At 70.4% G+C, this 12,359-nt stretch carries 13 protein-coding genes; 3 read left to right on the top strand and 10 right to left on the bottom strand.

The window, feature by feature from the left end; genetic code table 11:
• Positions 1 to 2 precede the first annotated feature (2 nt).
• Entirely contained in the window at positions 3 to 248 is a 246-nt protein-coding gene (locus tag IPG50_16960; protein ID MBK6693875.1) for a hypothetical protein, read from the bottom strand.
• A 768-nt stretch (positions 249 to 1,016) separates the two neighbouring features.
• Here IPG50_16960 and IPG50_16965 point away from each other — a divergent pair.
• Both IPG50_16965 and IPG50_16970 read left to right on the top strand, forming a co-directional pair.
• Complete coding sequence (locus IPG50_16965; GenBank protein MBK6693876.1) at positions 1,017 to 1,313, top strand: hypothetical protein; 297 nt, start codon at positions 1,017 to 1,019, stop codon at positions 1,311 to 1,313.
• 38 nt (positions 1,314 to 1,351) lie between these two features.
• Entirely contained in the window at positions 1,352 to 1,939 is a 588-nt protein-coding gene (locus IPG50_16970) for a nucleotidyl transferase AbiEii/AbiGii toxin family protein (protein ID MBK6693877.1), read from the top strand.
• 28 nt (positions 1,940 to 1,967) lie between these two features.
• Here IPG50_16970 and IPG50_16975 read toward each other — a convergent pair whose 3' ends face one another.
• The 9 genes from IPG50_16975 to IPG50_17015 form a co-directional block, all read right to left on the bottom strand.
• On the bottom strand, positions 1,968 to 2,174 hold the full coding sequence (locus IPG50_16975) for a hypothetical protein (protein ID MBK6693878.1): 207 nt from the start codon (positions 2,172 to 2,174) through the stop codon (positions 1,968 to 1,970).
• Positions 2,175 to 4,868: 2,694 nt separating this feature from the next.
• Complete coding sequence (locus IPG50_16980; protein ID MBK6693879.1) at positions 4,869 to 5,441, bottom strand: hypothetical protein; 573 nt, start codon at positions 5,439 to 5,441, stop codon at positions 4,869 to 4,871.
• A gap of 485 nt (positions 5,442 to 5,926) precedes the next feature.
• Positions 5,927 to 7,294, bottom strand: coding sequence for a hypothetical protein (locus IPG50_16985; protein ID MBK6693880.1), 1,368 nt, complete (start codon positions 7,292 to 7,294; stop codon positions 5,927 to 5,929).
• Complete coding sequence (locus tag IPG50_16990; GenBank protein MBK6693881.1) at positions 7,291 to 8,091, bottom strand: hypothetical protein; 801 nt, start codon at positions 8,089 to 8,091, stop codon at positions 7,291 to 7,293. The genes IPG50_16985 and IPG50_16990 overlap by 4 nt, the downstream gene beginning before the upstream one ends.
• A 36-nt stretch (positions 8,092 to 8,127) precedes the next feature.
• Positions 8,128 to 8,802, bottom strand: a complete 675-nt coding sequence (locus tag IPG50_16995) for a hypothetical protein (GenBank protein MBK6693882.1) — start codon at positions 8,800 to 8,802, stop codon at positions 8,128 to 8,130.
• Between the two features lie 933 nt (positions 8,803 to 9,735).
• Positions 9,736 to 10,146, bottom strand: coding sequence for a hypothetical protein (locus IPG50_17000; GenBank protein ID MBK6693883.1), 411 nt, complete (start codon positions 10,144 to 10,146; stop codon positions 9,736 to 9,738).
• A 115-nt stretch (positions 10,147 to 10,261) separates the two neighbouring features.
• On the bottom strand, positions 10,262 to 10,648 hold the full coding sequence (locus tag IPG50_17005; GenBank protein MBK6693884.1) for a hypothetical protein: 387 nt from the start codon (positions 10,646 to 10,648) through the stop codon (positions 10,262 to 10,264).
• 11 nt (positions 10,649 to 10,659) lie between these two features.
• A complete protein-coding gene (locus IPG50_17010) occupies positions 10,660 to 11,055 on the bottom strand; it encodes a hypothetical protein (GenBank protein ID MBK6693885.1) in 396 nt (131 codons plus the stop codon).
• A gap of 31 nt (positions 11,056 to 11,086) precedes the next feature.
• The gene (locus tag IPG50_17015) at positions 11,087 to 11,338 is read right to left on the bottom strand and encodes a hypothetical protein (GenBank protein MBK6693886.1); all 252 of its coding nucleotides are present in this window, start codon (positions 11,336 to 11,338) and stop codon (positions 11,087 to 11,089) included.
• Between the two features lie 267 nt (positions 11,339 to 11,605).
• On the opposite strand from IPG50_17015, the gene IPG50_17020 reads away from it, so the two are divergent.
• Complete coding sequence (locus IPG50_17020; protein MBK6693887.1) at positions 11,606 to 12,115, top strand: hypothetical protein; 510 nt, start codon at positions 11,606 to 11,608, stop codon at positions 12,113 to 12,115.
• Positions 12,116 to 12,359 lie beyond the last annotated feature (244 nt).

Genomic DNA, 12,359 nt, shown 5'->3' on the forward strand with positions numbered 1-12,359 from the left:
CGCTACCGAGCGTCTTCCGGAACGTCGCCAAAGAGTCGCTGCGCCACGGCCCGACCATAGAGCCGCACCGTCAACCGGACGCGCACCTCCGCGTCCGACGCGGCAGGGTGCCGCGCCTTGATGCCAGCGACTGCCAGCTCGCGCACCATCGTGGTCAACGCGACAGCTTGCGCGAGGCGCTCGTAGGGCTGCTGCGCACGAAGGAGCTCGTGATACCGATCGAGCGCGGCGCCGCGGGTGTCCTGCACAGTGGGTCAGTCTACCGGTTGCGCGGGAGCCAACAAGTTGCCGAATGTGGCGGCCGCGAAACCGGTTCGGGAGCGCCGTTTCTCCGAATCCAGCTTGCGCGGCGCTGCACGGGCCTTGCTTCGTCGAAGCGTCGCCTTCCGTGGCGGCGGACCTCACTTCACGATCGTGAGCGGCGCCTCCGTTGTCAGCGGGCGCGCCTTGCGTGGTGAGCACGAACGCTTCCGTGCTCGACCAGGTTGCTCCCGTGTTCGGTCTGAGCGCTTCGTTTTTGGAGCAAGCACCTACGCGCACGGCGGGTGAAGCCTCGCGCTCGGCGACGGAAGCTTCGCGCTCCGCATCGGAAGCTTCGTTGACGGATGCCCATGCTTCCTAAGTCACGAGGATCGCCTACGAGCCCGGCGATGAAGCCTCCATCGCCGCCAAGGAAGGGTCTCACGTCAGCGATGAAGCTCCGTCTCACGAAGCGGGAGGCTCATCCGCCGACAAGGGAACCATCGGAGACAAGAAGGAAGGCTCAAAACGCGTGGCGGATCCTTGGCTTCCGGGCGCGGAGCCTTGGAGGCCCGCGGCCGAAGGTTCGCCGCTGAAAACCGAAGCGTCTCCGGCCGCCGCGGAAGGTCCGATGGCCGTGCAGGAAGGCTCTCCGCCCAACGATGAGACGCCGTCGGTCGACAATGAGACGGATTTTATCGAAACGGGGCCGTGCACGTCGGTTCCGCCGCGTGCGCACGCGCGCAGGGCCATGCGCGTCCTGCTAAACTGCCCACGTGCACGAAGCGCTACCCGAGTCGGTCCGTCGGCTCCTCTGGGATGTCGACGTTGACCGAATCGACGTTGACCGCGATGCCGAGTTCATCCTCGAGCGCGTCATGTCGCGTGGCACGTGGGATGCCATGAAGTGGCTGCGCGCCCGCTATCCGGTCGAGGTCGTCCGCGCGTTCGTGCGCGAGCGTGGACCTTCTCGACTCGCGCCCCGTGATCTCGCCTATTGGGCGCTCATCTACGACGTCGACGTTCCAGTGGCAGAAGGCGGCGGTCGCCCAAACTGGGCGGGCCCGCAATGACGCCGACGCGGGTCGAGGTACCCGAACATCAGCGAAGCGTGATGAGTCGACTTGCTCCGCTGCTCGACGAGGGGACGTACCTCGCCGGGGGCGTCGCCGTCGCCAGCACCCTGCGACATCGGCTGTCGCTCGATATCGACTTGTTCGTGCCGCACGCCTTCGACTCGGAGCAGTTCGTCGAGCGACTTGCGAGGAAGCTCAAGGACTATCAAGTGACGGGGCGCGCCGTAGGTACGGTCCATCTCGAGGTGGAAGGCGTACCGATCAGCGTGCTCAGCTACCGGTATCCGCTGCTCGCGCCTGCGGAGCCACGCGGGGGCCTTCCCGTTGCGGTTGCGTCGCCCGACGACTTGGTATGCATGAAGCTATCGGCCATCGCCGGTCGCGGAGCCGCCAAGGACTTCTGGGATCTAACGGGGCTTCTCGAGGCGGGCGCCGCGCGTGGTTCGCTCGGATACGCGATGACGCTGTATCAAACGAAGTTCGCGTCGGTCGACGTGGGGCATGTCATAAGAAGCCTCGCCTACTTCGGGGACGCCGACCGCGCGCCGCTCCCCGCTGGCATGACCGCCGAGCATTGGGCGGCAATCAAGGCGAACATTTCGGAGGCGGTCAAGGCGCTGTAGGCGCGCGCGCTGCGGCTGCGCGCTCCTTCTATTGATCGCCGTTCAGGGGACGCGGGTAAGGCGGCACGGGAGGACGCCACTCGCCGTCAATGATCACCGGATGGGGTCCCGACGAGCGCTTGAGCGCTCGGTCACTGTGGAACAACGCAAGGTAAGCGGCCGTGAGGACGACGACCCCTATGAGCGCAAGCACAACGCGCTTGGCGGTCGTCCCAAGCAACTTACGCTCGCTCATCCTTGCTCCCCTCCCTTCAGTCACTATTGAACGTCTGACAACCCGATGACCGACGACTGCGAGAGCTCCTCATCACCGACTCGCGTTACCGGCATTCCGCAAATTTGAGCGTGCGAGCAACGCACGCCGCGCGGGCCGCTTGGTGTCAACTCCTGGCAATCAATGCCGCGCACAACGAGGTGGGGGGGGGGGCTGTTGGTTGGTGGGGCGGGGGGGGGGGGGGCGGGGGGGGGGGCTGCGGCCCCGCGGGGGGGGGGGGGGGGGGGGGGGGGGGCGGGGGGGGGGGGGGGGGGGGGGGGGGGGGGGGTTCGGGGGGGGCGGGGGGGGGGGGGGGGGGGGGGGGGGGGGGGGGGGGGCGGGGGGGGGGGGGGGGGGGGGGGCCGGGGGGGGGGGGGGGGGGGGGGGGGGGGGGGGGGGGGGTGCGGCGCGGGGGGGGGGGGGGCACCCGGGGGCGGGGCGGCCCGGGGGGGGCGGGGGGTCGGGGGGGTGGGGGGGGGCCGGGGGGGGGGCGTGCGGGGGGGGGGGGGGGGCCGGGGGGGGGGTCGCGGCCCCCCGCCCCGGGGGCGGGGGGGGGGGGCGGCGGGGGGGGGGGGGGGGGGGGGGGGGGGGGGGGGGCCGCCTTCGCCCGGGCGGGGGGGGGGGGGGGGGGGGGGGGGGGGGGGCCGGGGGCGGGGCCGGGGGGGGGCGGGGGGGGGGGGGGGGGGGGGGGCGCCCCCCCCCCCCGGGCCCCCGGCCCCGCGCCGGGGGGGGGGCGGGGGGGCCGGGGGGGGGGGGGGGAGGGGGGGGGGGGACGGGGGGGGGGGGGGGGGGGGGGGGGGGGGGGGGGGGGGGGGGGGGGGGGGGGGGGGGGGGGGGGGGGGGGGGGGGGGGGGCGGCGGGGGGGGGGGGGGGGGGGGGGGGGGGGGGGGGCTTCGGGGGGGGGGGGGGGGGGGGGGGGGGGGGGGGGGGGGGGGGGCGGGGGGGGGGGGGGGGGGGGGGGGCGGGGGGGGGGGGGGGGTGGGGGGGGGGGGGGGGGGCGGCGGGGGGGTCCGCCGCGGGGGCCGGGGGGGGGGGGGGGGGGGGGGGGGGGGGGGGGGGGCGGGGGGGGGGCGGGGGGGGGGGGGGGGGGGCGGGGGGGGGGGGGGGGGGGGGGGGGCGCCGGGGGGGGGGGGGCCGGGGGGGCCCGGGGGGGCGCGGGGGCGCGGGGGTGGGGGGGGGGGGGGGGGGGGGCGGGGGGGGCCCCCCCTTTGGCGCCGCGGGGTCCCGCCCCCTTTTTCCGGGGGGGTTTTTTTTGGGGGGGGGGGGGGGGGGGGGGGGGGGGGGGGGGGGGGCCCCCCTGGGGGGGGGGGGGCGGGGGGGCCCCTGGTTGTGTGGGTTTTCGGCGGGGGGGGGGGGGGGGGGGGGGGGGGGTGGGTGGGGGGGGGGGGGGGGGGGGGGGGGGGGGGCGGGGGGGGGCCGGGGGGGCGTTCGGGGGGGGGGGGGGGCGGGGGGGGGGGGGGGGGGGGGGGGGGGGGGGGGGGGGGGGCGGGGGGGGGGGGGGGGGTCCCGGGGGCCGGGGGGGGGGGGGGGGGGGGGGGGGGGGGTGTTTCCGCCCGGGGGGGTGGTTTTTTTCGCGGGGGGGGGGGGGGGGGGGGGGGGGGGGGGGGGGGGGGGGGGGGGGGGGGGGGGGGGGGGGGGCGCGGGGGGGGGGGGGGGGGGGGGGGGGGGCCGGGGGGGGGGGGGGGGGGGGGGGTTTTTTGGGGGGGGGGGGGGGGGGGTGCGGGGGGGGGGGGGGGGGTCCGGGGGCGGGGGGGGGGGGGGGGGGGGCGGGGGGGGGGGGGGGGAAGACGCGCCCGCCAGCCGTGCCTAGCGAGAGACCCTCTGCGTTGTTGAACATGCCGAGGGACTCCGCTGGCCGCTGGTCGTTGCACACGCGAACGACGCGTACCGTCGATGCTTGAACGCCAAAGCCAGGCACTTCGACGAACCGTCGCAGCGCCGCGACAACACACGTTGGGTTTCCCGGGTCGGCGACGACGTCCTCAAGGTGTTCGCCAACGTCAGCGATACCGCGCCAGTCGCCGCTGCCGTCGAATCGCCAGGCGCCGCCTCCCCATTCGCCGTCGTCGAAGCCCAGGTAGACCGACTGCTGCGCGCTCGTGCCAGCCCATCGCGGCGGCGCGCGCTTGCTACCAGGCAAGTTGAACCTCTTCACATCGGCCGGGCCGGCTTGCATCAAGAGCGTCGTCCGCGTGCGCCAGCCCATGCCGCTCGCCAGTGGCAGCACGGCCTCGACGTCCACGGTCGGAAGCGCGGGCCCAGGCCGCAGCACGCGTCCGTCAAACTCGAGCAGACGCGACGCATCGCGAGCGGATGCATCTGGCACGATCCACACGCGCTGCCCCGCACGCACCATCGACCGGGACGCTCCGGCGGGGAGGAGCTCTCGACATTCGGGAGCGGACGGCGAAACCGTCCAAACGCTCCCATCCCCCGCGTCGCGGAGGACGATGGTCCGGCTTGCGCGTACGGCGCCCGCTTCGCGAGGTTGCGGCGTCGTCGTGGGCGCCGCGCACTCGCGCCGACGCGCGGCGTTGTCGACTGTCGCGATGGACGGAGCGGTGAACTGCTGCGGGCTGTGACATCCGGCGACGAGGGCACCAAGCACGCCAACCAAAGCGCGTCGCAGCCATCCGTCGAAGGCATCCTTCGGCGCGCGCGTCGCACTGGCTCTCCTCACTGGGCAGCTCTCCTCGCCCGGAAACGGTGCGGCGCGACCCGCAGGGCTATGTCGGGCCACCAGTCGTTCCCAGCGGCAGTCGCGCTGGCCCAGCGCAAGTCGAACGCACTGCCGTTCATGTCCGCCAAGACCCTGAGGGTCAGCACCCGCACCATGGTCGTGCGCTCCGTTATTCCGTGCTCCTCAAACCAACGGCGCAGCGCCGACCCGTCGAAGAGCCAGAACAGGCCAGCCCAATCGGCGAAGGGATGCCCTTCGAACGCGTACACATGCGCGCGTCCGGCGACGAGCGACATGTGGCGGTCAATGTTGCCGGCGGCTGTGAACATCCACTGCCTGTCGGCCCACTGGGTCGTTCGAAAGTACGCCCGGAACTCATCACTGGTCGACGCGCGGAACAGCGCCGCCGCTTCGTCGAGCGTCGCCGGGACGACGTAGCCGTTCGGCGATGCGCTCGAGCGCGGAGGCTTGAAGTTTGGCGCCGGGGGTGTTGGCTCGTTGAACCACGGGCCGTCGGTGTTCTTCATGTTCCAGGTGTACTGCCAGACGATCTCGGCCGGGTCGCGCACCGGCGGGGGTGCCGGCGGGCGCCGACGCGCAGAGACAAGCGCGATCGCAAGGACAGCGAAGAGTGCGACGAGGCCAAGCAACCACCAGCGCCAGCGCCGCCACGCGCCGTTCGCGTGCGCTGCGCCCGTTGGCTCCGCCGGGGATCCCCGCGGGCCGCCTTCACCACGTTCGTCGGCGCGCTCCGGCCTAGCGTCGCGAGGGAGTTCCCCCTGTTCTTCATCGGCGCTAGCCAAGGCACCTACTCCTCGGCAGCGAGAAGCCTCGGCAGCACCAAGCCCCACGGAGACTCATCGCTTTCGACGCGCATCGACACTCGGCACGGCCGCATCGCTGTCGGGAGCCCCGACCTCGCGAAGCTCACCGCGCTCGCGAACGCTATCCTCCTCGCCAACCGCGACCGCCGTCTCGCCTTCAGTCAACAACGGAAGCCGCATGGTCAACGACCATTCGGAACACTCGGTCAGCACCCACCGTTCGTTTGGCTTCATCCTGTCCTCCTCGTCCGCTGCGACGCCGACAAGATTCTCGGCTCGACGTGCTGCTTCCAGTACATCCGCCGCACGTCGTCGCGATTGGCGGCGGCCTCGGCTTCGGCTTCGTCGCCAACCGTACGCGTCAGCGGGATCTGATCGCCCGTGTCGGATGGGCCGTGGCTCCCTTGTTTTCCGAGCGCACCAAGCAGCGCGGCATCCATGAACGCTGACTTCTCGAGCATGCGGCCGCGCGAGCGCGCCACTTCGGGCGCTGTGCTGCTCGTCTTTCCTTTGAAGGGTTGCCAGATGTCCGTCGGGCCACCGGACGGTGGACGTGGGCCTTGCCCGCGCCGCCAAGCGAGATCGGCCATCGCGAGCATCATCCGCGCGTCCATCGTCAGGTAGTTCGGGTGGAACTGACCGGGGCGACCGTCGCCGCCTCCGTCGGCGTCGCCCGTTGGGTCGGGCATCGCGACGTTTGGCGACGGAGGGCCCGGAGGTGGGGGCGGCGGCTTGGGTGCCTCCGGCGCCTTCTTCTCCGGCGGCTTCTTCTGGTCCTTGTCCTTCTTTCCGTCTTCGTCCTTCTTTCCGTCTTCGTCCTTCTTTCCGTCTTCGTCCTTCTTCTCGTCTTTCTTGTCCTCGTCTTTCTTGTCCTCGTCTTTCTTGTCCTCGTCCTTCTTCTTGTCCTCGTCCTTCTTTTCGTCGTCCGCCTTCTCTTCTTTCTTTTTCCCGTCCGGCGGCGGCTCGGGTCTCGGTTGGGCCGGCGGGCCGGGCCCCGGGCCCCTGTCATCCGGGGAGGGCGCAGGCGTCGGCCGCGGGTCGGGCGCCTCGCGCAGATCGTTGGCATCGTGGGGCTGTTGCGGTCCGGTGCCTCCGGTTGTCGGACCGCCGCCGCCTCCCGGACCGGGCGTCGTCGAACCGCCGCTCCCCGGGCCGGGCGTCGAGGGCGGACCACTCGGCGAAGTCGCCGGACCCGCGCCGGGGCCTGGAACGCCCCAACGGCTCCCTTGCCCCGGCAACGGCGCTACCAGTTGGGGTGGCCCAGCCGGGTGCGCGGCGCCGATACCAAACCCTCGCCTGCGACGACCCAATTCGATCTTCTCGCGCCACCGCCGGAGGCCCATGGCAAGATCCCAGAATGCTGCGGCTTGCCTGCGACTCAACGAGCCGTAGCGGTTGGGCCCCGGGAGCAGCAGCCGGTTGAGTTCTCGCTCCGCCTTGCTCCACTCCGACGCGACTGCCGGGGCCCATTGGGCCACGTCGTCATCCTTGTCCGACAGCAACGTCTGATACAGGAGTTGAAATTGATCCGAAACCAGTCGGGCGACGTCAGGCAACGGATCAAACCACCCAAGCGTGTCGTACTCACTCACGGTCATTTCGTAGCCTCCTGCTCCGCGCGACCGAACGCGTGGATGTTCACCCACGGCGGGTACGCGCGCCTGACCTGTCGCTCGTAGGCAGCTTCCGCTTCGTCCAGGCGGAGTCGAATAGCCAACTGGTGGACGTGCTCACGCCAAGCTTCCCCGGCAGGCGGGTCGCGATGTAACAATTCCACGAGGGCCACTCCAATCCAGGGAAGCTCAACCAGGCGGAGCTCGCCGGGCTTCGCCGGACTCACGGACAACAAAGCGGGATGCACCGCCGTAGTCGGAAGCGGTCCCACCAACACGCAGTCGTGTCCGGCGCGCGTTGTCGCTTCGCATGGCGTGCCCGGACTGCGCGCGCGAAGGACGCGCCGCGCCGCGATGAGCCCTTTCGAGCGGTCGGTCCATCCACGATAGATGCCTATTCGGAGTGTCAAGAACGACTCGGCCGCAGCCAGTGCGCCGGCACGCGCCAGGTGCGCAGCGGAAGGTGCTTCCGAAGGCGTCAACTTGCGCAAGAGCAGGTCCGCGCGCACGTATTCGGTCATGTCGTCCGCGGTTAGCCCAGCCACTCGCGCCATTTGCAGCAGGTCATCCGATGTTGCGAGCAACTTGCGAGCCCGGGACGCTAGTTCCTCCCGAATCTCGACCTCGGTCACGGTGATTCCCGCCTCTCGGGCGGCCAGCGCGATGGCGCGCTCCAGCAGCAGGCGGAAGAGGGCCGTGTAGATGCTCGGCCAGTAGGACGGTCCAGGGCCGAGGGCCCGGGCACGTCGCACGAGTTCGTGCGAGCCGATGTCAACGACCATCGGAACACTCGGTCATCACCCACCGTTCGTTTGGCTTCATCCTGTCCTCTTCGTCCGCTGCGACGCCGACAAGATTCTCGGCTCGACGTGTTTCTTCCAGAGCATCCGCCGCACGTCGTCGCGGTTCGCGGCGGCCTCGGCTTCCGCTTCGTCTCCGACCGTGCGCGTCAGCGGGATCTGATCGCTTCCGTCGCTCGGGCCGTGACTCCCTTGTTTCCCGAGCGCTCCGAGCAGCGCAGCATCCATGAACGCTGACTTCTCGAGCATGCGCCCGCGCGAGCGCGCCACTTCGGGCGCTGCGCTGCTCGTCTTTCGCTTGAACGGTTGCCAGATGTCCGTCGGTCCGCCGGACGGTGGACGTGGGCCTTGCCCGCGCCGCCATGCGAGGTCCGCCATCGCGAGCATCATCCGCGCGTCCATCGTCAGGTAGTTCGGGTGGAAGCAACGAGCCTCATAGTCGTTGCCGCCGCTGCCTCCGTCGTCGTCGACGGTTCGGCCTGCGCTCGTTCCACCGGAGCCTATCGTCGTGTCTTCTTCGCCGTCGCCCTCATCCGATGTGTCGTCGTCGTCGTCCTCGTCATCGCTGTCGTCGCTGTCGTCGTCGTCACCCTCATCATCGCCGTCAGAACCATCGCCGCCCTCGTCCCGCTCCCGGCGGCGCCTGCGGCGCCGGGTTCGTCGGCTTGGCTGGCCGAGACTGCGTGCCTTCACGGTAGTCGTCGCCTCTTGTCGTTGGCGTAGTCCCGGCCGAGTTCGAGCCCTTGCTCGTTTCGGGTGGGCCGGACTTGCCCTTGGCGCCGCCGGACGCCGGACGATCCGTGTAGTCCAACTTCGGACCCTTTATCGCCTTGCCTGAACTCGGGTTGCCCTTCGTTGGGTGATACCCGGCCACAGCGCCCCAGCTCCGTTCGCCGCGATAGTCGCGGGGCGACCCCCATCGCGCCTCGAACGCTCGCAGGCTGGGAAAGTGGAGTGCCCACATGCTAAACGGCCCGCTTGAGCTCTCGCCGCGCGCGGTTTTCACGTCATCCTGGCTGAGGCCGAACTCCCCATATGGATGACTGTGCGCGAGGCCGACCACGCGGCCGCCAAAGCGGGCAACCCAAGCTGCAGCGGCCGCCAGTGGCCCGGCGATGTTTGCCCCAATGCCTCCAGCCACGGTCTTCGTGAAGGGATGAAACTCGAGCTTGGTGAATGTGTACCCATGCCCGCCCCCGAGAAACACGATGACAGAGACCCACTCGCCGTTCCCCGGGTCACCCGCCACCAGCATGGCCTGCATCGCGGCAATCGCAGCGTCGTTCGAGGAGACATACTCGCCGGGCATTTGGAGCTCCTTCTATTGACTACCGATCGCCGTTCAGAGGAAGCGGGTACGGGGGAACCGGAGGATGCCTCTCACCATCGATGATCACGGGATGCGGTTCCGACGAGCGTTTGAACGTTCGGTCACTGTGGAACAGCGCAAGGTAAGCGGCCGTCAGGACGACGGTCCCGATCAGGGCAAACACAATGCGCTTAGCAATGGTTCCGTGGTTCTTCATGGCGTCTCGCTGCGAGCGTCGCACCTACCATGATGCAAGGGAGCCCGGGCCCCCACGAGCCAGGTAGTGACCGCGGGGCCGCAACGAGCCGCGCGCGCGCCTACCCCATCACCCCAACCGCATTCGCCGCGCAGGAGATGCGAAAGGTCATGTCCCACGCCGCCGACTGCGCGGCTGACGCGGCGAGTCGCCAGCGCACCCAACGCGCCAAGGGCACGGCCGGGTTCTGCTGGAGCAGCACCTTGGTGATGGTCGGCGTCGTGGACGCTACCGTAATCGCGGGGTTGGTCGTCATCGAGATGAAGAGCGAGTCGTCCTTGAGCGGCGCGGTCTCGTAGAAGACGGTGATGTTGGTGGCTGCGGTCACCGTGATCTCCCGAACCTCGAGCCAAAAGACGATGTCTTGGTACGGCTGAAGGCTCGCCCAGTTCGACTCGCTCTGGGTGACCGACACGAGCAGGCTGTTCGAGCCGCGAATGGTGATCCAATCCTGCAACAGAAATCCGTACATGATCCTTTGCTCCTTCTGCGCCCCAGGCGCGTCTCTTTCGACTTTCCTTGGACCTCGATGAGCGAGGTCGCCGTCCTTCTCACTTCTCACCACTGGCCGTCGATGCCCGGCCAGTTCAGAAACCGACCATCGTGATTCGAAAACACGCCTCCCACGTGGCCGTGTCGGTCACGGCCCAGCGTACGTACCTCCCTGCAGGTGGCCCCGTCGTGGCGGTCGCGAACGCACGCACGATTGTGCTCGAGCCGGCCAGGCCAGGAAGCGCGAGCGGCGTCTGCATCGGCAAGAACAGACCGTGCTCCGGCGCCGGCGCCGTTTGAAACGCGAGCGTTGGGGCGGAGCCAGTCGCGTAGGCCACCTCAACCAGGAACGCGAGGTCCTGGAGCTCGTCGGTCACGGCCCAATGAGGCTCGCTCTGGATGAGCGTGAAGAGCGCGCTGCCGACCGGCCACGCGACCGTCGACGAGACGCTGATCCAATCCTGAAGAAGCATCGTTCGCACGGGGTGCTCCCCTACCGGCCGTAGGCCATGACGTTGATTCGGAACGTGACGCTCCAAAGAGCAGCCGCGGGATAGGTGATCCGCCACCGCGCCCAGCGCGCGAGCGGCACCGGCGGGTTGTCGTAGACCGTCACGCGCTGCACGTACGGCGTCAGCGCTGGCGTCATCACCCGTGAGGCCATCGACCGGAACTGCGAGGCGTCACGCGTTGGCGAGGTCTCGTATTCGAGCGTGGCCGAATCCGGAGAGTCCTTTGCCGACACCTCCAGGTAGAAGACCGCGTCGCGGGCCGCGGCGAGGTCGACCCACGTGGCCGATGGCTGCGTCACGACGAGCACGCCGCTCGCACCGGACCCACCGACCGTGATCCAGTCTTGCATAAGACACGACGACATCGCTCGATTCATGGGCTCCGCTCCGTACACGTTAGACAGACGCTCAGACCCCAAAGAACTCGCGCTGGTACTGCTCGACGCGCTCACGGTCGTCGTCCGAAATGGCGTTGTCGGTGACGATGATCTCGGCGATGAGTCCGCCCCAAGGCTCGGGTACGCCTTGCGAGTTCGTCCCAACCTGAAAGCCCGTCGTGCCGGTCTCCGCCGTCTGGTTCGAGCCCGACACCGTCAGCGATTGGCCGTTCAAGTAGACCTGAGCCTTCTGCCCCGGCCCTCGGTAGCGATGGCGTCTCACGCCACGCCCTCAGCAAGCGAGCCGACCGCGCATCGAACTGAGGGGAGTGCGATTTCGCTCGCGCCGGCTCCAGCGAGAGCAGCGTCGGCGGTCAAGGCGGGAGCGTGCGTCCCCACCTGAGCCAGCGGGTGGACGACCTTGACCGTTTCGCCTCGGCTTCCGTGAGTTGGAACATGAAGCCGACTCTGCCAACTTGAGGCTCCAACTTGGCACCTCAAGTTTGGGCCATGGTGGTCGCCGCTAGACGGGCCGTGAGAAGATCGCGCGATGGTCGCGCCCTTCTTGGCAATCGCGTTCGCTTCGGCGATGGGCGCGACGATCGCTCGGCGAGCGGGTTTGCCCGCAGCGCCCTTCTTCACCAACGTGGCCGGGCTCGCGGCGGGACTTCTCTTGGCCGGCGGTGTCAAACGACTCGGCGGCCCTCGCGTGCGCTCGCTCGCGGTGCCGCTCGGTCTCCTCGCGCTCTTGCTCATGGCCACGACGCTCGTGAGCCCTGGCAGCGCCGGGGTCCATCGCTGGCTGCCCATCGGTTCGCTGTCGCTCCACGCATCGGCCGCGTTCTCGCCGTGGGTCTTCGCGGCGAGCGCCCATGCGACCTCGCAAGGCCAACGGGGCCGCGGACTCGCGCTGGCCTTCGCTCTGCAGGCGCTGCATGTGCTTCAGCCCGACGGTGGGCAAGCGCTCGCCTCGCTTGGAGCGTTCACAGCCATCGGGCTGTTCGTGGATGCCGAGCCGCGTTCAGCGCCTCTTGGGCGGGCCCGGCGCGCTGCCCCATGACTCGCACTCGGGGTGGGCGACGTCCTCTTCGCGTGGCGCCCCGACAACCTGCCGCTCGTGCCAACCGTTGAGGGCATCTTGACGTTGGCCCGCGAGGACGGCGCGCTGATGGCAGCTCTCGCAGGGTGCGCCCTCCTTCTTCCGTGGGGCAGCCTCGTCGCTGTCGCGCAGCGCCAACGTCACGCATCTCCCATAGGCCGCGTGTTGGCCGGCGCCATGGCCGGCTCAATCGCCGCGGGGCTAG

The organism is Myxococcales bacterium, from assembly GCA_016703425.1.
GTDB lineage: Bacteria > Myxococcota_A > Polyangia > Polyangiales > Polyangiaceae > JADJCA01.

What these genes read in the sequence shown, in the direction of transcription:
- IPG50_16975 (MBK6693878.1), bottom strand. Translation starts at nt 2,174, where the DNA reads ATGAGCGAGCGTAAGTTGCTTGGGACGACCGCCAAGCGCGTTGTGCTT.
- IPG50_16985 (MBK6693880.1), bottom strand. Translation starts at nt 7,294, where the DNA reads ATGACCGTGAGTGAGTACGACACGCTTGGGTGGTTTGATCCGTTGCCT.
- IPG50_16990 (MBK6693881.1), bottom strand. Translation starts at nt 8,091, where the DNA reads ATGGTCGTTGACATCGGCTCGCACGAACTCGTGCGACGTGCCCGGGCC.
- IPG50_17000 (MBK6693883.1), bottom strand. Translation starts at nt 10,146, where the DNA reads ATGTACGGATTTCTGTTGCAGGATTGGATCACCATTCGCGGCTCGAAC.
- IPG50_17010 (MBK6693885.1), bottom strand. Translation starts at nt 11,055, where the DNA reads ATGAATCGAGCGATGTCGTCGTGTCTTATGCAAGACTGGATCACGGTC.
- IPG50_17020 (MBK6693887.1), top strand. Translation starts at nt 11,606, where the DNA reads ATGGTCGCGCCCTTCTTGGCAATCGCGTTCGCTTCGGCGATGGGCGCG.